We start from the raw sequence: 20,927 nt of genomic DNA on the forward strand, positions 1-20,927 counted from the left end.
ACCACGCCGAGCCACCCAGGGCTGCTTCGTCCCCGCTCCCGATCAGCGGAGCACGGTGATCGCCCGGTCCGCCACGACGTGCTTCCAGGGCACGATCACCACGACCCCGTCCCGTTCCATGACCTTGGCCTCCTCGCCCTCGAAGCCGGCCGACAGCGGCCCCTCGGCCACCGCGCTGACCGCGCCGGTGGCGGGGTCGATGCGGACCAGCCGTGGCGCCAGCTTCCGCCGGTCACCGGTCTCCCAGGCCAGCAACCCCTGGTCGTCGCGGCGGATGAGCTCGACCTTGCTGGCGTTGTGCCCGGACGAGATCCAGCGCCGCTTCCCGGTGGCCAGGTCGATGGCGATGATCTGGTTGGCCGCCCGGCCCGAGTTGGGGACGTTCTTCGGGAACGTCGGGTAGTAGAGCGTGTCGTCGTCGGCGAGGAACTGGTAGACGGCCGGGCCGTCGATCGCGTTGGACCGGTTGGGTGGCACGTCCCAGAGTTCGGTGCCCTCGATGGGGTCGGTGAACGACCCGGTCTCCCGGCCGGTCCTCGGGTCCCGCACCGTGTAGCTGTCGTGCCCCAGCCCGGGCAGGCTGATCAGCGGCCGCACACTCAGCACGCCGTCGGTGACCTTCGACTCCGGCAGCCGCTGCCGCCAGCGCACCTTGCCGGTGGCCGGGTCCACGCCGTCGACCTCACCACCGATGGAGCAGCCGTAGGTGACCACCACCAGGTCGTCGGCGGCCCGCATGTCCTTGAACCCGCAGTCCCGGCCGGGCAGCAGTTTCTCGCCGGTGGTGCGCCACAGCTGCTTCCCGTCGGCGAGCGAGAACCCGATCATGGTGTCGCCGGAGCGGACGATCACCTGCTGGCCGGCGACGGCGAGGTCCGGTGCGGCGAGCGCGTCCCGGCCCTCCCGGGCCGGTGCCGGGAACTTCGCCTGCCAGGTCACCTTGCCGCTGGTCAGGTCGAAGCCGGCGACGGTGTTGCAGGACTGCTCGGAGCCGACCGCCACCGCGCCCCGGCCCTCGGTCACCGCCTGCGCGGCGACGCAGAGCGAGGTGCCCTCCGGCGCGGGCGCACCCCACGCCTGCCCGCCGTCGGAGAGCCGGTAGGCGAGCAGCCCGTCACCCTGTGCCCGGACCACGTTGTCACTGGCCAGCCAGGCGCCGAACATGTCCTGCTGGTCGTAGGTGGTGAGGCCGGTGTCCTGCCGTTCGGGGAAGTCCAGCACCCAGGCGGTCTTCAGCTCACCGTCCGCAGCGGAGCCGCCGCCGACGAGCCGGGAGACTCCCCAGGCGGTGCCGGCGCCCACGGCCAGCACGGCCACCAGCCCGCCGGCGACCAGCAGGGCCACCCGCCCGCGCCGCTTGGGCGCCGCCGGGGGGTTACCTCCCGGCCCGGCCCAGCCGCTCGGCGGGTACGCGGGCTGCCCTGCCATCGGGTACGCCGGCTGCCCGGCCGGGGGGTAGGGCGGCTGCCCGGCGACCGGGTAGGGCGGCTGGCCGGTCACCGGATACGGCGGCTGGCCGGTCACCGGATACGGCGGCTGGCCGGTCACCGAGTGCGGCGGCTGCGGCGCTCCGGGATATGGCACCTGCGGCGCCGCGGCCGGCTGCTGCGGCCACGGCTGCTGTGGCGCGGCGGGCCAGCCGGTCGGTGCCCCGGGCTGGTTCACGGGGAACTCTGGGTTCGTCATCTCGTTCGCTCCGTTCCCGCTCAGCGCGCCTGCGCCCGCACGTACGCCGCCCAGCCGGTCTGGAACTCGGCGAGCGGGACGCCGAGCACCTGCCGGCTGGCCTGGTCGGCGGTCGCGCCCTGGTAGCGGGCGGTCACGAACTGGAACAGCTTCTGCTCGCCGTACTTCTCCGCCAGGTGGGTCATCGCCGCGTGCCCGAGCCAGTAGTGGAAGCTGACCCGCCCCGGGGAGTCCCAGTCGCCGTTGCCCGGCAGGGTGCCGTCCCAGTCGCCGGCGCGGACCAGCGACCGGGCCTGTGCCGTCCGCCCGCTGGACCGCAGGGGCTCGCCCCGGTGGGCCAGGTACTCGGCGAAGCCCTCCACGACCCAGTTCTCGATGCCGTCGAAGAAGTCCTGCTTGTCGGCGTCCTCCAGGCTGGCGACCAGCGAGTGGCCCACCTCGTGCCGGAAGATCTCCCGTGGCCCGCGGCTGTCGCCGGCGGTGAAGAACGACCGGTCGGCCACGTCGATCACGATCCGGGTGCCGCCGATGTCGACATCCTGCTTCCGGTCGGCGGAGACCATGCCGATCGAGACGCCGGCCTCGGTGGTCTCCTCCTTGTTGATCCGGTAGAGCGAGCCCAGGTCCTGTTTCCCCTTGACCAGGCTGATGACGAAGCCCTTCGGGATGTCCGCGGTGACCCCGCCGGCCTTCCAGGCGGCGAAGTCGTCGGCGACCGCCGCCTCGGCGACCGGGGCGTAGCGCTTCGCCTCGCCGGCCAGCGTGGCGTCGGTGATGACGAGGGTGTGCGGGGTGCGCTCGACGTGGATCTCGCGCCACTTGTCCCAGGGGGCGGGGTAGTAGACGGTCTTCGAGTTGCCCATCGCGGCGGGCGCCCCACTGACGGCGGTGACCTTCAGCGGCGCGCCCTGGCTCTCGCGGACGACGGTCCAGCGGTACCACTCGGCGACCGGGGTGAGGTCGTACCCCTCGAACTGGTGCACGAAGGAGACGTCGAGCTGGAAGCTGACCCCACGGCCGAAGCTGTCGGTGGTCCGCCCCTGCTGGGCGACGGTCCGGTACTGACCGACGGCCAGCGGCAGCTTGCCCAGGTTGGCGAAGAGGCGGCTCTGGGCGGCGACCAGGTCCTTGCGGGCCGGGTCGAAGGGCGCCAGGTAGGCCTTCAGGTCCTTGTCGGCGAGCGCCTTGCTGTGCCGGGCCAGCAGGTCGTCCAGGTCCTGCTGGGTGACGGTCACCCCGTTCGCCGCGGCGGCGGCCTTCGGGGCGTCCTCGCCGCGCTCGCTCAGCCCGACGCCCACGCCGATCGCCGTGCCGGCGCAGAGGGTCAGCACCAGCGCCCCGGCGCCGAGCCCGATCCAGAGCCCGCGCCGGGACTTCGGCCGCGGCGGCGGAACCGGCGGGTACGCCCCGAAGCCCGGCTGCCCCGGCCCACCCGGGTACGCGCCCGGCTGTCCCGGCCCGTTCGGGTACGCCCCCGGCGGCCCGTAGCCGGGCGGGGCGGGGAGACCCGGTGCTGCGGCCGGGTACGCCGGGCCCGGCGGGTGCGGGTGACCGTCGGCCGGGAAGGCGGCCGGGTGTCCCTGGGTCATGCGGTCCTCGTTCGCGCCGTCGCTGCCCAGCCGCAGCGGCGGGCGCCGCCCACCCCCCGACCGGATGACGGGCAACATCATCCCCGGTCGGCCGGACGGATTCTGCCCCGGATCCACCAAGCGGGACATTTGTCCCGATGACCTCCGCCACGTCCGGCGCGGGGGTCGGGCGGCGGGAGCCCGGTCGGTGCGAGACTGGCCGACGCAGCTCTGCCGGGTCAGTCAGAGGGAGGCGCAGTGCGCTGGCGCAGCTTCGTGGCGGTGGGCGACAGCTTCACCGAGGGCATGGACGACGCGTATCCGGACGGCACCTACCGGGGCTGGGCCGACCTGGTCGCCACCCGGCTCGCGGCCGAGGCCGGCCCCGACTTCGGTTACGCCAACCTGGCCATCCGCGGCCGCCTGTTCCCGAACATCGTGGCCGAGCAGGTGCCGGCCGCGCTGGCCATGAAGCCCGACCTCATCAGCTTCGCGGCCGGCGGCAACGACGTGCTGCGCCGTACCTTCGATCCGGACGCCTTCGTGCCGCGCTTCGACGCGGTGATCGCGGAGCTGCGTGCCGGCGGCGCCGACGTGGTGCTGTTCCGGTTCGCCGACGTGATGGCCCGGCTGCCCGGTCAGCGGCTGGTGGCCCCCCGGGTGAACCTGCTCAACCGGGTGGTCGGCGAGGTCGCCGAGCGGCACGGCGCCATCCTGGTCGACCTGTACGCCGACGACACCTACCTCAACCCGCTGCTCTGGAGCACCGACCGGCTGCACCTGTCGGCGGCCGGGCACCGCCGGGTGGCCGGGCAGGTGCTCGCCGCGCTGGGCGTGGCCTGTGACGAGGACTGGCTCCTGGTGCCGCCGCATCCGGCCCCCACCCCGTGGCTGGCCGCCCGGGCCGCCGACCTGCGCTGGGCCGGCCACCACCTGGCCCCCTGGATCAAGCGCCGGCTGACCGGCCGCTCGTCCGGCGACCTGATCACCGCCAAGCGGCCGGTGCTCGGGCCGATCACCCTCGACTGACCGTGCGCACCCTGCACGTCGCGCCCCTGCTGCGGTTCCACCTCGACGACGAGCCCCGGCCGGGTCACGCCGTGCTGGTGACCGGCGACCGGGTCGAGGCCGTGGCGCCGGTCGACGAGCTGACCGGGGCGTACCCGGAGGTGCGGGTGCGGCGGTGGAACGGCACCCTCGGGCCGGCGCTGGTGCACGACGGGCCGCTGCCGCCCGCGCCGACCCCGCGCGAACGGGTGCACGCCCTGTTCCGGCTCGGGGCCGCCGCGGTGCTCGCCGACCACGTCACCGACCCGGCGCTGCGGGCCGCCACCGTGCGCAACGAGGTGGCGGTGCTCGCCGCCGACCGGCCGCCGGCGCTGGTGGTCGGTGGCCGGGCCGACCTGGCGGTGTTCGCCGCCGACGGTTCCTGCCTCGCGACCGTGGTCGCCGGGCGGCTGGTGCACCGCCGCGCCTGACCGGTGTTCGCCCCACCACACGGGATGGCCGGTCGCGGTGCCGTGATCCGGCGTACTTTGGGGCTCATGCCTGTGCCGAGCGATCCGAATTCCCACCTCCAGTCCTACGCCGACCCCCAGCGTCTGGTCACCACGGAGTGGCTGGCCGAGCACCTGGGCGACGAGGGCCTCGTGGTCGTCGAGTCCGACGAGGACGTCCTCCTCTACGACACCGGCCACATCCCCGGCGCCGTGAAGGTCGACTGGCACACCGAGCTGAACGACCAGGTGACCCGGGACTACCTCGACGCGAAGAGCTTCGCCGAGCTGTGCGCCGCCAAGGGCATCGGCCGCGGCGACACGGTGGTCTTCTACGGCGACAACTTCAACTGGTGGGCGGCGTACGCCCTCTGGGTGTTCGCGCTCTTCGGCCACGCCGACGTCCGCCTGCTCGACGGCGGCCGGATGAAATGGGTCGCCGAGGGCCGCGAGATGTCCAAGGACACGGTGAACCGGCCGCGCGCCGACTACCCGGTGCCGGAGCGGAACGACAAGCCGATCCGGGCGTTCCGCGACGAGGTGATGGCGCACGTGACCGCCGGCCGGCCGCTGGTCGACGTGCGGTCGCCGGGTGAGTACACCGGCGAGATGCTGCACATGGCGGCCTACCCGCAGGAGGGCGCGCTGCGCGGCGGCCACATCCCGGGCGCGGTGAGCAAGCCGTGGAAGGCCGCCGCCAACGACGACGGCACCTTCAAGTCGGTGGACGAGCTGCGGGCGATCTACGTCGACCAGCTCGGGCTGAGCCCGTCCGACGACGTGGTGGCCTACTGCCGGATCGGCGAGCGGTCCAGCCACACCTGGTTCGTGCTGCACCACCTCCTCGGGTTCCCGCACGTCCGCAACTACGACGGCTCGTGGACCGAGTGGGGCAACCTGGTCCGCGCTCCCGTGGTGCAGGGCGAGGAGCCGGGCAGCTTCACCGGTTAGGGCCGGCCGGTCAGATAGCGCTGGAGGGTCGGGGCGATCCACTCGACCAGATCCTCCGGCGCCATCTCCACCACCGGCGGCAGCCGGACGATGTAGCGGGTGAAGGCCAGGCCGAGGGTCTGACTGGCCACCAGGCCGGCCCGGCGGGCGGTGGTCGCCGGGTCGGTGCCGAAACCGGCCACGGCCGCGGCGAGCTGATCGGCGAAGAGCAGGCGCATCCGCTCGGCCGCTCCCGGGTTGGTGCTGGCCGCCCGGAGCAGCGCCGCGAGGGTCTCGTCCCCCTCCCACCGGGCGAGGAAGTGGCGCACCAGCGTCTCGCCGAGCCGGTCCGGCGGCACGGCGGCCAGGTCGGGCAGGCGCAGGTCGAACTCGGCCGCCGCGGCGAACAGCCCCTCCTTGCTGCCGTAGTAGCGCATCACCATGGACGGGTCGATGTGCGCGTCGGCGGCGATGGCCCGGATGGTGGCCCGCTCGTAGCCGTCGGCGGCGAAGCGCTCCCGGGCGGCGCGCAGGATCGCCGCCCGCGTGGCGTCCGAGCGGCGGGCCCGGGGTGCCGTCTCAGTCATGCCCACAACTGTAGGCCAACAAGCGTTGACATGGAAACGGCGCCGCGCCTACCGTTGTCAACACCTGTTGGCAAACAGTTGTTGGCTACCTGGAGGTGGGGCATGCTTCCCGAGCGCACCGACGTCCTCGTGGTGGGGGCCGGGCCGACCGGTCTGGCCGTCGCCGCGACCCTGGCCGGGCACGGGGTGACCGCGACCGTGGTGGACCGGCTCGCCAGCCCGCCGGTCACCTCGCGGGCCGCCGTGGTGCACGCCGGCACCCTGGAGGTGCTGGACCGGATCGGCGCCGCCGCCCCGCTGGCCGCCCACGGGCTGCCGTCGACCCGGTTCACCGTCCGCGACCGCGACCGGGTGCTGCTCACCGTCCCCTTCGACCGGTTGCCGTCCCGCTACCCGTACGCGCTGCTCGTCTCCCAGGCCGAGACCGAGGCGGTGCTGGCCGACCGGATCGCCGCGCTCGGCGGGCGGGTGCTCCGGCCGTACGAGCTGACCGGCCTCGACCTCGACGGCGCCGGCGCCACCGCGACGTTCGCGGGCGGCGGGACGGTCCGGGCCCGCTGGGTGGTCGGCGCCGACGGCATGCGCAGCCCGGTTCGCGAGCTGGCCGGCATCGGGTTCGGCGGACCGGCCGACCCCGGTGAGTCGTTCCTGCTCGCGGACGTCCGGGTGGACAGCACGCTGCCCCGCGACCAGGTCAACCTGTTCCTGGCCCGGCAGGGTCCCCTGGTCTGGGCGCCGCTGCCCGGCGGCCTGGTCCGGCTGGTCGCCGCGGTGGCCGACGCGCCACGGGAGCCCGGGGCGCCGCACTTCCAGGCCCTGCTCGACGAGCGGGGGCCGGCCCGGCGGCCGGACCGGGTCACCGACGTGTGCTGGAGTTCCCGGTTCCGGATCCACCACCGGATCGCGAGCACCTACCGGTCCGGCCCGGTGCTGCTCGCCGGGGATGCGGCACACGTGCACAGCCCGGCGGGCGGGCAGGGGATGAACCTCGGCCTGCGCGACGGGGTCGTCCTCGGCGACACCCTCGCCGCGGTGCTCGCCGGGGGTCCCGACACGCTCCTCGACGGGTACGCGGCCGCCCGCCGCCCGCTCGCCGAGGAGGTGCTCGGCTTCGCCGCCGGGCTGACCCGGCTCACCGCCGTCCCACCGGCCGGCCGGCCGCTGCGCGACCTGGTGCTCCGGGCCGCCTCCGCGCTGCCCCCGATCCGGCAGCGGCTGGCCGTGCGGTTGGCCGGCTTCGAACCGGCCGCCGGTTGACCGTGATCCCGCGCCGCGCGGTGGTCCCTACGCGCCCGGCAACGGCTGGCCGGCCGCCGACGGTCGGCCCGCGCGGCGCAGCGTTCCCCACGCGCCGGCCGTGACCAGGGCGAACACCCCGGCCGCCGCCGCGACGACCCAGCCCACCCCGTACGCCTCGCCGGCGAACCCGGCCAGCGCCGCCCCGAGCGGAGCGGCGGCCAGGCCGACCACGCGTTGCGCCGCGCCGACCCGCCCGAGCAGGTCCGCCGGGACGTTCCGCTGCCCGTACGCCGACCAGAGGCTGTTCCAGATCGTGGTCCCCGACGCGAACACGGCCAGCGCCACGCCCCCGGTCAGCGGGCCGCGGGCCAGGGCGAACCCGGCCAGCGCCACGGTCTGCCCGAGCAGCACCGCGCGCAGCGCGGGCAGCGTGCCGAACCGGGTCGCCACCCGCCCGGCCACCAGTGCCCCGAGCAGCCCGCCGACCACCACTCCCGCCGCGAACAGCCCGTAGCCCTGGGGCGGCACCCGCAGCGCCCCGAGGGCGTAGAGCACCAGGACCGCCATCAGCCCGCTGATCGCCAGGTTCGACCCCGCCGAGGCGAGCGCGATCCCCCACAGCACCCGGTCCCGGCGCACCCACCGCACCCCGGCCCACGCCTCCCGCCACACCCCCGGCCCGGCCGGCCGGGGCGGCGCCGCCGGCAACGGGCGGAGAGCGAGGACGAGGGCGGCCGCCAGGGCGAAGGTCAGCGCGTCCACGGCGAACGGGAGCGCCGCGGCCAGGGCGAAGAGGAGCCCGGCCAGCGGGGTGCCGAGCAGGCCACCGGCCACGGACGTACCGGCCTGGAGCCGGCCGTTGGCGGTGGCCAGGGCGGCCGGCGACACCAGCGACGGCAGCAGGGCGAAGGCGGACGCGTCGAAGAGCGTGCCCAGGGTGGCGAGCAGGAACGCGGCGACGGCCAGCGCGGCGACCCCGGCCCGGCCGGTGGCGACCAGCACGGCCAGCGCCGCCACCACCACGGCCCGGGCCCCGTCCACCGCCGCCATGGTCCGGCGCCGGTCCCACCGGTCGGCGTACGCGCCGCCGAGCAGCCCGAACAGCAGCGGCGGGAGCTGCCCGGCCACGGTCACCGCGGCGATCGCCCGGGGGTCGCGGGTCAGCGCGGCGGCCAGCAGGGCGAGGGCCGGCGTGCGCAGCGCGTCGCCGAAGCGGGACGAGACGGCGGCGGACCAGAGCAACCGGTAGTCCCGGCCGAGTGCGGTAGCCGTAGCGGTCATGCCGACGGACCCTGCGGCCTGAACCCGGTCGAGGGTCAAGCGGCCCGGGATGTGAGGCGACCGACGGGTAACCGAGGCTCCACCGGCGCGGGCACGCGGACTAGGCTGGCCCGGTGGCGGTGGAACAGCAGGCGCGGGGCGCGGCGAACGGCGCGGGTGCGGGCCGGCGCCGGTCCCGGCGTGACGAGATCCTGGAGATCGCGGTCGGGCTCTTCGCGGCGCGCGGCTACCACGGGGTGTCGATGGACGACATCGGCGCCGCCGCCGGTGTCACCGGCCCGGCCCTCTACCACCACTTCGCCGGCAAGGAGGCCATGCTGGTCGCCGCGCTGATCCCGGTCAGCGAGGGGCTGCTCGCCGGCGGCCGGGAACGGGCCGCCGGCCACCCCGACGACCCGCGCGGCACGCTGGAGTCGCTGATCGACTTCCACGTCGACTTCGCGCTGGCCAACCCGGCCGTCATCGCCCTGCACCTGCACGAGCTGGACCGCCTCCCCGACGAGCCGCGCCGCCGGATCCGCCGGCTCCAGCGGATGTACGTCGAGGAGTGGGTGACCGTGCTGACCGCGCTGCACCCCGGGCTGCCGGACGGCGAGGCGCGGGTGCTCGCGCACGCCGCCTTCGGCCTCATGAACTCCACCCCGTTCCTCGGTGGCGAGGTGGACCGCCGCCGCCGTGCCGAGCTGCTGCGGGGCGCGACGCTGGCCGCGCTCCTCGCCCCCACGGACCCGGCCTGACGACCGGCGCTCCTTAACGTGCGTTAAGCACGCGCGCCCTCCGCGTGTTATGAAGGGGCCCCTGCTATGCAAGAGGCGTCAAGAAGGGACCCTTCCTTGTTCGAATCGCTGTTGGTGGCCAACCGTGGCGAGATCGCGCGCCGGATCATCCGCACCGCGAAGAGGCTCGGGATCCGCGCGATCGCGGTGCACTCGGAGGCCGACGCCGGGCTGCCCTTCGTCACCGAGGCCGACGAGGCCGTCTGCGTCGGCCCCGCCAATCCCGCGCTCAGCTACCGCAACGTCGAGGCGATCCTCGCCGCCGCGCGGGACACCGGCGCCCAGGCCATCCACCCCGGCTACGGCTTCCTGTCGGAGAACGCGGACTTCGCCCGTACCGTCGAGGCCGGCGGCCTGATCTGGGTCGGACCCGGCGCGGACGCGATCGCCGCGATGGGCGACAAGATCAATGCCCGGAACATCATGGCGGCGGCCGGGGTGCCGGTCGCCCCCGGCACCACCGACCCGGCGGCCGACCTGGACGCGGCGGTCACCGCCGCCGCGGAGATCGGCTACCCGGTGATGGTCAAGGCCGCGGCCGGTGGCGGCGGCATGGGCATGGGCGTGGCGACCGACGAGGCCGCGCTGCGCACGGAGTACGACAAGGTCCGCTCGTTCGCCGAGCGGATGTTCGGCGACGGCTCGGTGCTGATCGAGCGGTACTTCCCCCGGGTACGCCACGTCGAGGTGCAGATTCTCGGCCTGGCCGACGGGCGGGTGGTGGCGCTCGGCGAGCGCGAGTGCTCGGTGCAGCGGCGCAACCAGAAGCTCGTCGAGGAGTCCCCGTCCCCGGCGGTCTCGCCCGAGCTGCGGGCGCGGTTCCTGGCGGCGGCCGTGCGAGCGGGCGAGGCGGTCGGCTACCGCAACGCCGGCACCGTGGAGTGCCTCCTCGATCCCGCCACCGGTGAGTTCTTCTTCCTGGAGATGAACACGCGGCTCCAGGTCGAGCACCCGGTGACTGAGTACGTCTACGGCGTCGACCTGGTCGAGGAGCAGTTGCGGGTGGCGGCCGGCCTGGCCCCGACCTTCGACCCGGACGCGCTCGCGCCGCGCGGGCACGCCATCGAGCTGCGCATCAACGCCGAGGACCCGAAGCGCTTCCTGCCCGGTCCGGGCGCGATCAGCACCTGGAACGAACCGGCCGGCGAGGGCGTACGGGTCGACTCCGGCTACGTCGCCGGCAACACGGTCACCCCGTTCTACGACAGCCTCATGGCCAAGCTGATCGTCAGCGGCGCCACGCGGGACGAGGCGGTGCAGCGGGCGAAGGCGGCGGTGGCCCAGTTCGAGATCGCCGGCCCGAAGAACAACCTCCCGTTCTTCGCCGAGCTGCTGGAGAACCCGGAGTTCCTCTCCGGCGACTACGACACCGGCATCGTCCGACGCATGCGCTGACGCCCGGGTGGGATGCTGGAATTACCCATCACGTAACACCGTCACAGTGAGGTGACCCCTTATGGCGGAACTGCCGGACTTCGTCTCCATCCGGGAGGTCGGGCCGCGGGACGGGCTCCAGAACGAGGAGCCGATCCCCACCGACGCCAAGGTGCGGCTGCTCGACGCGCTCTCCGGCACCGGCGTGCGACGGATCGAGGCCGTCTCGTTCGTGCATCCGAAGGCGATCCCGCAGATGGCCGACGCCGACGAGGTGTGGCAGCGGGCCGCGAAGGCCGACGGGGTGCGCTACTCCGCGCTCGTGCCGAACACCCGCGGCGCGCAGCGCGCCCTCGCCGCCGGCTTCACCGAGATCGAGGTGGTGGTCTCGGCCAGCGACACGCACAACCGGCGCAACGTCAACCGGTCCACCGAGGAGTCGCTCGACGACATCGCCGAGCTGATCGACCTGCTGCACGGCGCGGGCGCGGCCGCCGAGGTGATCGTGGCGACCAGCTTCGGCTGCCCGTACGAGGGGGACGTCGACCCGAAGCGGGTGGCCGGCATCGTCGACCGGGTCGTCCGGGACGGCGCCGACCGGGTGGCCTTCGGCGACACCACGGGCATGGGTACGCCCCGGCGGGTCCGCGAGCTCGTCACGGCGGTCCGGGACCGCAACGCCCACGTGCCGGTGCTGCTGCACTTCCACAACACCCGGGGTACCGCGCTGGCCAACATGCTCACCGCCATGGAACTCGGCATCACCGAGTTCGACGCCAGCGTCGGCGGCCTCGGCGGCTGCCCGTACGCCCCGGGGGCCAGCGGCAACCTGGCCACCGAGGAGGCCGTGCACATGCTGCACGACATGGGCATCGACACCGGGATCGACCTGGACGCCCTCGTCGAGGCCGCCGAGCTGGCCGAGCACCTGGTCGGCAAGAAGCTCCCGTCGGGCGTCCTCCGCGCCGGCCCGCGCACCCGCCTGACCCCGATCCCCTCCTGACGCCAGCCCTCACTCCCGCCCCGCGCCCGCTCACCCCGCTCGCCCCGCGAAGCCCGCTCACCCCGCGAAGTTGATCAATAAGTTTGCGTCAGATTCCGGCCCCGTCCTGACGCAAACTTCTTGATCAACAACGGCAGCGGACGGGCGGCGGGTAGGCGGCGGGTCGGCGCGCGGGCAGGCAGGTCGCCGGACCGGGCGGGAATGCGCTAGCCTAACGATCGTTCAGGTCGGTCGGCGCGCTCACGAGGCGGCCGGTGGCAAGGGGAGTCGGCGTGACGCTCGACGGTGAGGCCCTGGAGCAGCTGCGCAAGCGCGCCAAGGCCGGCGGTGCGGACAAGTACCACGCGGCGAACGCCGCCAAGGGCAAGCTCTTCGCCCGCGAGCGGGTCGCGTACCTGGTCGACGAGGGCTCCTTCGTCGAGGACGGGCTCTACGCCAACGCGATGGCCGAGGGGCTGCCCGCCGACGGCGTGGTCACCGGTACGGCCACCATCGACGGCCGGCCGGTCTGCCTCATGGCGAACGACTCCACGGTGAAGGCCGGCAGCTGGGGCGCCCGGACGGTCGAGAAGATCATCCGGATCATCGAGCGGGCCTACTCGACCAGCGTGCCCATGGTCTACCTGGTCGACTCGGCCGGCGCCCGGATCACCGACCAGGTCGACCTCTTCCCCGGCCGCCGCGGCGCCGGCAAGATCTTCTGGAACCAGGTCCGCGCCTCTGGTTCGATCCCGCAGGTCTGCGCCCTGTTCGGGCCGAGCGCGGCGGGCGGCGCGTACATCCCGGCGTTCTGCGACGTGGTCGCCATGGTCGAGGGCAACGCCAGCATGTACCTCGGCTCGGACCGGATGGTCGAGATGGTCACCGGCGAGAAGACCACGCTGGAGGCGATGGGCGGGGCCAAGGTGCACTGCGCCGAGTCCGGCGTCGGTCACTTCCTCTGCAAGACCGAGAACGACGCGCTCGACGTGGTCCGGACGTACCTGTCCTACCTGCCGTCGAACTGGCAGCAGGAGCCGCCGGCCGCCGAGGCCGTGGACGCGCCGGAGAAGGCCGACCTGGCCGCGCTGGTCCCGGCCAGCGAGCGGCAGGCGTTCGACATGCGCCGGTACGTCAAGGGCCTGCTCGACGAGGGCAGCTTCTTCGAGATCCAGGCGCTCTGGGCCAAGGAGCTGACCATCGGCTTCGGCCGGCTGAACGGCGAGGTCGTCGGCGTGGTCGGCAACAACTCCATGTTCAAGGGCGGCGTGCTCTTCGTCGACTCGGCCGACAAGGCGACCCGGTTCGTGCAGCTCTGCGACGCGTTCAACGTGCCGCTGCTGTTCCTGTCCGACGTGCCCGGGTTCATGGTCGGCAGTGCCGTGGAGAAGCAGGGCATCATCCGGCACGGCGCCAAGATGATCACGGCGATCTCCGAGGCGACCGTACCCAAGATCTGCGTGGTGGTCCGCAAGGCCTACGGCGCCGGCCTCTACGCGATGGCCGGCCCCGGCTTCGAGCCGGACGCGACGATCGCGCTGCCCACCGCGAAGATCGCGGTGATGGGGGCGGAGGCCGCGGTCAACGCCGTCTACGCCAACAAGATCGCCGCGATCGAGGACGAGGCCGAGCGGGCCGCTTTCGTCGCCGCGAAGCGCGAGGAGTACGAGCGCGACATCGACATCGTCCGGCTCGCCAGCGAGCTGGTGGTGGACGCCATCGTCGAGCCGCACGAGCTGCGCGCCGAACTGGTCCGCCGGTTCGCCGCCGCGCGCGGCAAGGAGCGGCACTTCGCGAAGCGCCGGCACGGCGTCACCCCGGTCTGACCCACCCGATCCGCACCACCGACCCCGGCGTCACGAGCGCCCGGGCGGCCCGTCCACAGGGGCATCCCACAGGAGGATCAGATGGACTTCCGGCTCAGCGAGGAACAAGAGGCGCTGCGGGAGAGCGTGCGGGACTTCGCCCGCGAGGTGGTCGCGCCCGCCGTCGCCGAGCACTACGAGCAGCACACCTTCCCGTACGAGATCGTCCGCCAGATGGGCAAGATGGGCCTGTTCGGCCTTCCCTTCGCGGAGGAGCACGGCGGCATGGGCGGCGACTACTTCGCGCTCTGCCTGGCCCTGGAGGAGCTGGCCCGGGTCGACTCCAGCGTGGCCATCACCCTGGAGGCGGCGGTCTCGCTCGGCGCGATGCCCATCTACCGGTTCGGCACCGACGAGCAGAAGGCCCGGTGGCTGCCGAAGCTGCTGAGCGGCGAGGCCCTCGCGGGCTTCGGGCTCACCGAGCCGGGCACCGGCTCGGACGCGGGCGGCACGCAGACGCGGGCCGTCCTGGACGGCGACGAGTGGGTGATCAACGGCTCGAAGGCGTTCATCACGAACTCCGGCACCGACATCACCTCGCTGGTCACGGTCACGGCGGTCACCGGCACGAGGCCGGACGGCTCGAAGGAGCTGTCCACCATCATCGTCCCGTCCGGTACGCCGGGCTTCACCGTCGCGCCGGGCTACTCGAAGGTCGGCTGGACCGCCTCCGACACCCACGAGCTGACCTTCGACGACTGCCGGGTGCCGGCGGCGAACCTCCTCGGCGAGCGCGGCCGGGGCTTCGCCCAGTTCCTGCGCATCCTCGACGAGGGCCGGATCGCCATCGCGGCCCTGGCCGTCGGCCTCGCCCAGGGCTGCGTCGACGAGTCGATCAAGTACGCGAAGGAGCGCCAGGCGTTCGGCCGGCCGATCGGCGCGTACCAGGCGATCCAGTTCAAGATCGCCGACATGGAGCTGAAGGCGCACACCGCGCGGCTCGCCTACTACGACGCGGCCGCCCGGATGCTGGCCGGCGAGCCGTTCAAGCGGCAGGCCGCCATCGCCAAGCTGCACGCCAGCACCGTCGCGGTGGACAACGCCCGCGAGGCGACCCAGATCCACGGCGGCTACGGCTTCATGAACGAGTACCCGGTGGCCCGCTTCTGGCGCGACTCCAAGATCCTGGAGATCGGCGAGGGCACCAGCGAGGTGCAGCGCATGGTCATCGCCCGCGACCTCGGCATGTGAGTGGTGCCCCGCCCGGGCCGGTCGGGCCCGGGCGGGTTCACCGTCTGTCGGATATCGGCACCGGACGGTCGGCTGCCCGACGATGGGCTGTGGAGCGTCCGACCCGATCCGTACTCTTCGTGCCCATGACTCCCGATCATGATCGTTCGCGGAGCCCGGGCGGTCGTACCCCGCTGCCCGACCTGTTGCGCGGGCACCGGCTCGCCGCCGGCCTCACCCAGGCCGAACTGGCCACCCGGGCCGGAGTCGGCGTGCGGACCGTCCGCGATCTGGAGCGGGGCCGGGCGACCCGGCCCCAGCGCACCACCGTCGACCTGCTCGCCGACGCCCTCGGCCTGACCGGTCCGGCCCGGCAGGCGTTCCTGGCCGCCGCCCGGCCGGCCCAGGCCGCCCCGCCCGCCGACGCACCTCAGCCGCCGGTCGGTGGTCCCGACGCGGCCGACGCGCCGCGCCCGCCCGCGCGGCACCTCGCGGTCACCGGCTCGGCGGGCACCGATTCGGGTACGCCCATCGCGCTGCCCCAGCCGGTCCCGTTGCTCGGCCGGGACCGGGACGTCGCCGAGGTGACCGCCCTGCTCGCCGAGCATCCGGTGGTGAGCCTGGTCGGGCTGGCCGGCGTCGGCAAGACCGCACTCGCCCTCACCGTCGCCTACGCGGCGGCCACCGACCATCCGGCCGGCGTGACCGGGGTGCTGGTCGGCGAGGGCTCGGATGCTGCCGACGTGCTCGCCGCCTCGGTCGCGGTGCTCGGCGTGAACCGGCTGGCCGACCTCTCCTGCCGGCTCGGTGGCCAGCCCGCGCTGCTGCTGGTGGACGCGGTGGAGCGGGCGCCCGGCCCGGTCGCCGAGGCGCTGCGCACCCTGGTCGCGGCGGCGCCGACGCTGCGGGTGCTGGTCACCGGCCGGCGTCCCGCGGGAGTTCCCGGCGAGCTGGTCCGGCCGGTCGCGCCGCTCGACGTGCCGCCGGCCGGCCTGGAGCCGGCGGATCCCGCCGAGCTGGCCCGCTGGCCCGCGGCGACCCTGTTCCTCGCCCGCCTGGCCCGGGCACGCCGCGAGCCGCCCACCCCGGCCGAACTGCCGGCGCTCGCCGCGCTGGTGCGCCGCCTCGGTGGGCTGCCGCTGGCCATCGAGCTGATGGCCGCGCGCGGCCGGATCCTCGACGTCACCGAACTGCTCGACCGCTACGGCGACCGGGTCCTCGACCTGGCCGGCGTACGCCCCGGCTGGGAGCCCGCCGACCCGGCCGCCGGCACGGTGACCCTGCGCGAGGCCGTGGCGACCAGCTACCACCTGCTCGCGCCCGCCGAACGCGCGGCGCTGCGCCGGCTGTCCGCCTTCCGTAACCGCTGGTCGGTCGAGCTGGCCGAGGACCTGCTGGCCGACGGCGGGGAGCGGCGGGACGCCGTGCCCCTGCTGGACCGGCTGCGGGAGCTCGGTCTGCTCAGCGTCCGCGGCACCGGCCCGTTCCGGTTCCGCCTGCTGGACGCGGTCCGCGACTTCGCCACCGAACAGGCCGCCGTCGAGGGGGAGCTGACCGCCATCCGGCGGCGGCACGCCCTGGTCGTGGCCGGGCTCGTACGGCGTACCGCTCCGGGTCTGGTCGGCGCGGACGTGCCCACCGCCGTGCACCTGCTCGACGAGGCGACCAGCGACATCACGGCCGCCCTGGCCCATGCCGCCGAGGACGATCCGGCGACCGCGCTGCTCCTGGCGGCGGCACTGCCCCGCTGGTGGCGCCTGCGCGGGCGGGACGTCTCCGGTCGCCGCTGGCTGCGCCGGCTGCTGGCCGACCCGCGTACCGCCGGCGCCCCGCCCGTGCTGCGGGCCTGGGCGCTGCTCGGGTCGGCCCGCCTCGCCGCCGAGCACGGCGCGGGTGGCGGGGAGCTGCCGGCGGTCCGGGACGCGCTGGAGATCTTCCGGGCGGCCGGGGAGGTGACCGGCGAGCTGTCGGCCCGCTCGGTGCTCTGCGCGCTGCTCAGTTCCGCCGGCGCTCACCGGGAGGCCCGGGAGCAGGCCGAGGCGGCGCTGGAGGTGGCCACCCGGCACGGCCGGGTACGCGAGATGGCCGTGGCGCACCAGCACCTCACCTGGCACGACGTACGCGTGGCGGACCTAACCGGTGCGCGGCGCCGGCTGGCCACGGTCGACCGGCTGGCCACCCAGAGCGGGGAGCAGCGTCTCCGCCTGCTGGCCCGTGCCGACCTGGCCGAGGTGACCCGGCTGGAGGGCCGGTACGTCGACGCCGTGGAGCTGGGACGGCGGGCGGCGGACGCGCTCGTCGAGCTGGGCGACCCGGGGCGGTGGCGACGGGTGGTCGGGACGGTCGGGCTGGCGCTCGCCCTCGAGGGGAGGGTGGCCGAGGCGCTGGAGGTCGTGGCCGAGCTGCGGCCGGCGCACCCGGTCCCGGCGCAGCGCCGGCCGCCGGGCGTGGAGGACCCGGCCGGGGAACGCCGGGACGTCTCCCCGGAGGAGGTGGTCTGCGCGCTGATCGAGGGTCACCTCGCGCTGCACCGGGGTGATCGGGAGCTGGCCGCCGAGTGGTTCACGGCGGCGGCGGAGTCCGCGGGCGGCGGCGGGGAGCGGCGCGACGTGGTCGAGGCACTGGTGGGGCTGGCGGCCAGCACGGGTGAGGTGGCGGTGCTGGACCGGCTGGACCGGGCCTGCCGGGCCACGGGGATCCGGCTGCTGCCCCGGGAGGAGGCCCTGCTCTACGCACTGGTGGCCCGCCGGGAACGCGCCGTCCGAGGCAACTGACCGGGGCAGGAGACGAAGGCGCGGGGGTGGCGCGAGCGAAGAAGCCCCCTGGTGCTGCCCCTCGCTCAACGCTCGCGCCGGCACCCCCCGGTGCCCCCCGCTGCCGGAAGACTATCCAGCCGACGTGGGCGTTTCGAGGGTGTATGAGACGTTATGTAGTCGTGCTCGGGCGGTTCTGCCGGTCTTTCTGCCGGTGACCCGCAGGTAGACCCGAGCCGCCGGAGCTCAGCAGTCGGCGGGCCGTCCGGCGGGCACGGGTTCGGTGCTGCCGGCCGTCGCACCCGGGTGTACCGCGTCACGGACCCGGCGCAGACCGTCGAGGACCGCCTCCAGCTGGGCCGGAACGAGCTGGCCGGTGAACCACTCCTCGATGATCCGCAGGTGCCCGGGCAGGGTCTCGTCCAGCCGGCTGAGGCCGGCGGCGGTGACCACCGCGTACGAGCTGCGCCGGTCGGACGGGCACGCCCGGCGGCGGAGCAGGCCGTCGCGCTCCATCCGGTCGACCACGCGGGTGACCCCGCTGGTGGACAGGGAGGTCTGCGCCGCGAGGTCGGTCATCCGCAGCTGGTGCCCCGGCGACCGGGTGAGCCGCATCAGCACCTCGAACTCGACCGGGGAGAGGCCGTGCTCCTCGAACTGGGCGGCGAACCGGGCCGACAGCCCGGCGCTGACCTCGAAGAGGAGGCCGATGGCGGTGATCCGGGGATCGTCGAACACGTTCTTGTCCACGCAGCCATCCTAGCAGTCCTTGACACAGGGAATATTGCTGTGCCTATAGTTGCTCAGTCAGTCGTTGGGCTACTAAACAATCTCCACTGGAGGACACCAGCATGACCAGCAGCATCGAAGCCGTTACCCGCGACTGGGAGGGTCTCACCATCCCGACCGCCGGCACCTACCTGCTGGACGCGGCTCACAAGCGCGTCGGGTTCGTGGCCCGGCACATGATGGTCAGCAAGGTACGCGGTGAGTTCGCCGAGGCTACCGCCACCATCACCGTGGCCGAGGACCCCATGCAGTCGTCGGTGACCGCCACCATCCAGGCGGCCAGCATCAACACCGCCCAGGCCGACCGTGACGCGCACCTGCGCAGCCCGGAGTTCCTCGACGCCGAGCAGTTCCCGACCCTGGAGTTCCGCAGCACCGGCGTGAAGTCCCGCGACGGCAACGAGTTCGTCCTCACCGGTGAGCTCACCATCAAGGGTGTGACCCGTCCGGTCGACCTGGACGTCGAGTTCGAGGGCGTCGGCCGCAGCCCCTTCGGCCAGGACATCTTCGGCTTCTCCGCGTCAACCGAGATCGACCGCGAGGAGTTCGGCCTGACCTGGAACGTCGCCCTGGAGACCGGTGGCGTCCTGGTCGGCAAGAAGATCAAGATCGAGATCGAGGGCGAGGCCGTCCGCCAGGCCTGATCCCCGCGTACGACCCCACGGGCCCGCGCCGTCACCCGACGGCGCGGGCCCGTTCGTCGTACGCCGGGCCGGGTGCGAATTGTCACGTGTTGTTCGCAGGTCGACGGCGGTGCGGTGGCGGCCGGGTGGGTAGGAGTGCAGACCTGCGCCCGGCCTCCGGTCCGGCGGCCCGGGCGCTCTTACGCACTCAACGTGAATGGTTCACAATGCGTTGCGGAACCGTACGGTTCCGTGGCCCCGGCGCCGGGAGGACAGATGGGCAGAGACGTCGAGCAGGGCGCCTTCTCCCGGGAGGATCGGGTCCGCTACCGGCAGAAGGTCCGGCGATGCCTGGACGTCTTCGCGTTGATGCTGGACGACTTCGGCTTCGACGCCGACCGGCCGATGACCGGGCTGGAGATCGAACTCAACCTGGTCGACGCGGCCGCCGAGCCGGCCATGCGCAACGACCAGATCCTGGCCGACATCGCCGACCCGCTCTTCCAGACCGAGCTGGGGCAGTTCAACCTGGAGCTGAACGCCTCGCCCCGGCTCATCGAGGGGACCGGCTTCGCCGACTACGCGAAGGACCTGCGCAGCAGCCTGACCCGCGCCGACGAGCGCGCCGCCAAGTCCGACGCCAAGATCGTGATGGTCGGCATCCTGCCCACCCTCACCGAGCGGCACCTGGTCGCCGACAACCTCTCCACCAACGAGCGCTACCGGGTGCTCAACGACCAGATCGTCGGGGCCCGGGGCGAGGACATCGAGCTGGACATCCGCGGCGTCGAGCGGCTGCGTACGCACACCGACTCGATCGCGCCCGAGGCCGCCTGCACCAGCCTGCAGTTCCACCTCCAGGTCGCGCCGGACAGCTTCGCCGACTACTGGAACGCCTCGCAGGCCATCGCCGGCGTGCAGGTGGCGATCGGCGCCAACTCGCCGTTCCTCTACGGCCGGCAGCTCTGGGCGGAGACCCGGATCGCGCTGTTCGAGCAGGCCACCGACACCCGCCCGGACGAGCTGAAGGCCCAGGGCGTACGCCCCCGGGTCTGGTTCGGCGAGCGCTGGATCACCTCGATCTTCGACCTGTTCGAGGAGAACGTCCGCTACTTCCCGCCCCTGCTGCCCATCTGCGAGGACGAGGACCCGGTCGAGGTACTGCACGCCGGCGGGGTGCCCCAGCTCGGCGAGCTGCGGCTGCACAACGGCACCGTCTACCGGTGGAATCGGCCGGTCTACGACATCATGGACGGCCGCCCGCACCTGCGCGTGGAGAACCGCGTGCTGCCGGCGGGGCCGACCGTGGTCGACATGCTGGCCAACGCGGCCTTCTACTTCGGCCTGGCCCGCGGTCTCGCCGAGGCGGACCGGCCGATCTGGAGCCAGCTCACCTTCAGTTCGGCCGAGGAGAACTTCCACGCCGCCGCCCGGCGCGGCATCAACGCCGTGCTGCACTGGCCCCGGCTCGGCGACGTGCCGGTCACCACGCTCGTCCTCGACACGCTGCTGCCCACCGCGGCGCAGGGACTGGACCGGTTCGGCGTCGCCCCGGCCGAGCGGGACCGCCTCCTCGGGGTGATCGAGGAGCGCTGCCGCACGGGCCGCAACGGCGCGGTCTGGCAGACCGAGACGGTGTGGGCGGCCGAGCGGCACCGCGGCATGGACCGGGAAGCCGCGCTGCACCACATGGTCCAGCGCTACGCCGAACTGCAACGGGCCAACGAACCCGTGCACACCTGGCCGGTCGACTGACCCGCCCACCGACCCCCAGGTCGCCGAGGGCACCCGTCCACACCGCCAGATCG

General features: G+C 73.9%; 17 protein-coding genes. 12 read left to right on the forward strand and 5 right to left on the reverse strand.

The window, feature by feature from the left end:
• Positions 1-42 precede the first annotated feature (42 nt).
• Both GCE86_RS25750 and GCE86_RS25755 read right to left on the reverse strand, forming a co-directional pair.
• Entirely contained in the window at positions 43-1,686 is a 1,644-nt protein-coding gene (locus tag GCE86_RS25750) for an outer membrane protein assembly factor BamB family protein (protein ID WP_239542961.1), read from the reverse strand.
• A gap of 20 nt (positions 1,687-1,706) precedes the next feature.
• A complete protein-coding gene (locus tag GCE86_RS25755) occupies positions 1,707-3,275 on the reverse strand; it encodes a hypothetical protein (RefSeq protein WP_154229297.1) in 1,569 nt (522 codons plus the stop codon).
• A gap of 285 nt (positions 3,276-3,560) precedes the next feature.
• On the opposite strand from GCE86_RS25755, the gene GCE86_RS25760 reads away from it, so the two are divergent.
• The 3 genes from GCE86_RS25760 to GCE86_RS25770 all read left to right on the forward strand — a co-directional run bounded on the left by GCE86_RS25760 (position 3,561) and on the right by GCE86_RS25770 (position 5,701).
• On the forward strand, positions 3,561-4,283 hold the full coding sequence (locus tag GCE86_RS25760; RefSeq protein WP_204342724.1) for an SGNH/GDSL hydrolase family protein: 723 nt from the start codon (positions 3,561-3,563) through the stop codon (positions 4,281-4,283).
• A 2-nt stretch (positions 4,284-4,285) separates the two neighbouring features.
• Positions 4,286-4,732 carry a hypothetical protein gene (locus GCE86_RS25765; RefSeq protein WP_154229299.1) on the forward strand — a complete coding sequence of 149 codons (447 nt, stop codon included), beginning with the start codon at positions 4,286-4,288 and terminating at the stop codon, positions 4,730-4,732.
• Positions 4,733-4,798: 66 nt separating this feature from the next.
• A complete protein-coding gene (locus GCE86_RS25770) occupies positions 4,799-5,701 on the forward strand; it encodes a sulfurtransferase (protein ID WP_154229300.1) in 903 nt (300 codons plus the stop codon).
• On the opposite strand, the gene GCE86_RS25775 is transcribed toward GCE86_RS25770, so the two are convergent.
• A complete protein-coding gene (locus tag GCE86_RS25775) occupies positions 5,698-6,267 on the reverse strand; it encodes a TetR/AcrR family transcriptional regulator (protein WP_204342712.1) in 570 nt (189 codons plus the stop codon). The genes GCE86_RS25770 and GCE86_RS25775 overlap by 4 nt on opposite strands.
• 102 nt (positions 6,268-6,369) lie before the next feature.
• Here GCE86_RS25775 and GCE86_RS25780 point away from each other — a divergent pair, with 102 nt between their 5' ends.
• On the forward strand, positions 6,370-7,524 hold the full coding sequence (locus tag GCE86_RS25780) for an FAD-dependent monooxygenase (RefSeq protein ID WP_154229302.1): 1,155 nt from the start codon (positions 6,370-6,372) through the stop codon (positions 7,522-7,524).
• Positions 7,525-7,551: 27 nt separating this feature from the next.
• Here GCE86_RS25780 and GCE86_RS25785 read toward each other — a convergent pair whose 3' ends face one another.
• A complete protein-coding gene (locus tag GCE86_RS25785) occupies positions 7,552-8,787 on the reverse strand; it encodes an MFS transporter (RefSeq protein WP_154229303.1) in 1,236 nt (411 codons plus the stop codon).
• 113 nt (positions 8,788-8,900) lie between these two features.
• Here GCE86_RS25785 and GCE86_RS25790 point away from each other — a divergent pair, with 113 nt between their 5' ends.
• The 6 genes from GCE86_RS25790 (at position 8,901) to GCE86_RS25815 (ending at position 17,728) form a co-directional block, all read left to right on the forward strand.
• Positions 8,901-9,524, forward strand: a complete 624-nt coding sequence (locus GCE86_RS25790) for a TetR/AcrR family transcriptional regulator (RefSeq protein ID WP_154229304.1) — start codon at positions 8,901-8,903, stop codon at positions 9,522-9,524.
• A gap of 96 nt (positions 9,525-9,620) precedes the next feature.
• On the forward strand, positions 9,621-10,958 hold the full coding sequence (locus tag GCE86_RS25795) for an acetyl-CoA carboxylase biotin carboxylase subunit (RefSeq protein WP_154229305.1): 1,338 nt from the start codon (positions 9,621-9,623) through the stop codon (positions 10,956-10,958).
• 61 nt (positions 10,959-11,019) lie between these two features.
• Complete coding sequence (locus GCE86_RS25800; protein WP_154229306.1) at positions 11,020-11,940, forward strand: hydroxymethylglutaryl-CoA lyase; 921 nt, start codon at positions 11,020-11,022, stop codon at positions 11,938-11,940.
• 272 nt (positions 11,941-12,212) lie between these two features.
• On the forward strand, positions 12,213-13,745 hold the full coding sequence (locus GCE86_RS25805; RefSeq protein WP_154229307.1) for an acyl-CoA carboxylase subunit beta: 1,533 nt from the start codon (positions 12,213-12,215) through the stop codon (positions 13,743-13,745).
• 81 nt (positions 13,746-13,826) lie between these two features.
• On the forward strand, positions 13,827-14,975 hold the full coding sequence (locus tag GCE86_RS25810) for an acyl-CoA dehydrogenase family protein (protein WP_154229308.1): 1,149 nt from the start codon (positions 13,827-13,829) through the stop codon (positions 14,973-14,975).
• Positions 14,976-15,100: 125 nt separating this feature from the next.
• A complete protein-coding gene (locus tag GCE86_RS25815; protein ID WP_154229309.1) occupies positions 15,101-17,728 on the forward strand; it encodes an ATP-binding protein in 2,628 nt (875 codons plus the stop codon).
• Positions 17,729-17,953: 225 nt separating this feature from the next.
• Here the strand turns inward: GCE86_RS25815 and GCE86_RS25820 are convergent, their stop codons facing one another.
• A complete protein-coding gene (locus tag GCE86_RS25820) occupies positions 17,954-18,457 on the reverse strand; it encodes a MarR family winged helix-turn-helix transcriptional regulator (protein ID WP_154229310.1) in 504 nt (167 codons plus the stop codon).
• A 101-nt stretch (positions 18,458-18,558) separates the two neighbouring features.
• Between GCE86_RS25820 and GCE86_RS25825 the strand changes: the two genes are divergently transcribed.
• Positions 18,559-19,140 carry a YceI family protein gene (locus tag GCE86_RS25825; RefSeq protein ID WP_154229311.1) on the forward strand — a complete coding sequence of 194 codons (582 nt, stop codon included), beginning with the start codon at positions 18,559-18,561 and terminating at the stop codon, positions 19,138-19,140.
• Between the two features lie 255 nt (positions 19,141-19,395).
• Complete coding sequence (locus GCE86_RS25830; protein ID WP_154229312.1) at positions 19,396-20,874, forward strand: glutamate-cysteine ligase family protein; 1,479 nt, start codon at positions 19,396-19,398, stop codon at positions 20,872-20,874.
• Positions 20,875-20,927: the final 53 nt, after the last annotated feature.

The organism is Micromonospora terminaliae (assembly GCF_009671205.1).
GTDB lineage: Bacteria > Actinomycetota > Actinomycetes > Mycobacteriales > Micromonosporaceae > Micromonospora > Micromonospora terminaliae.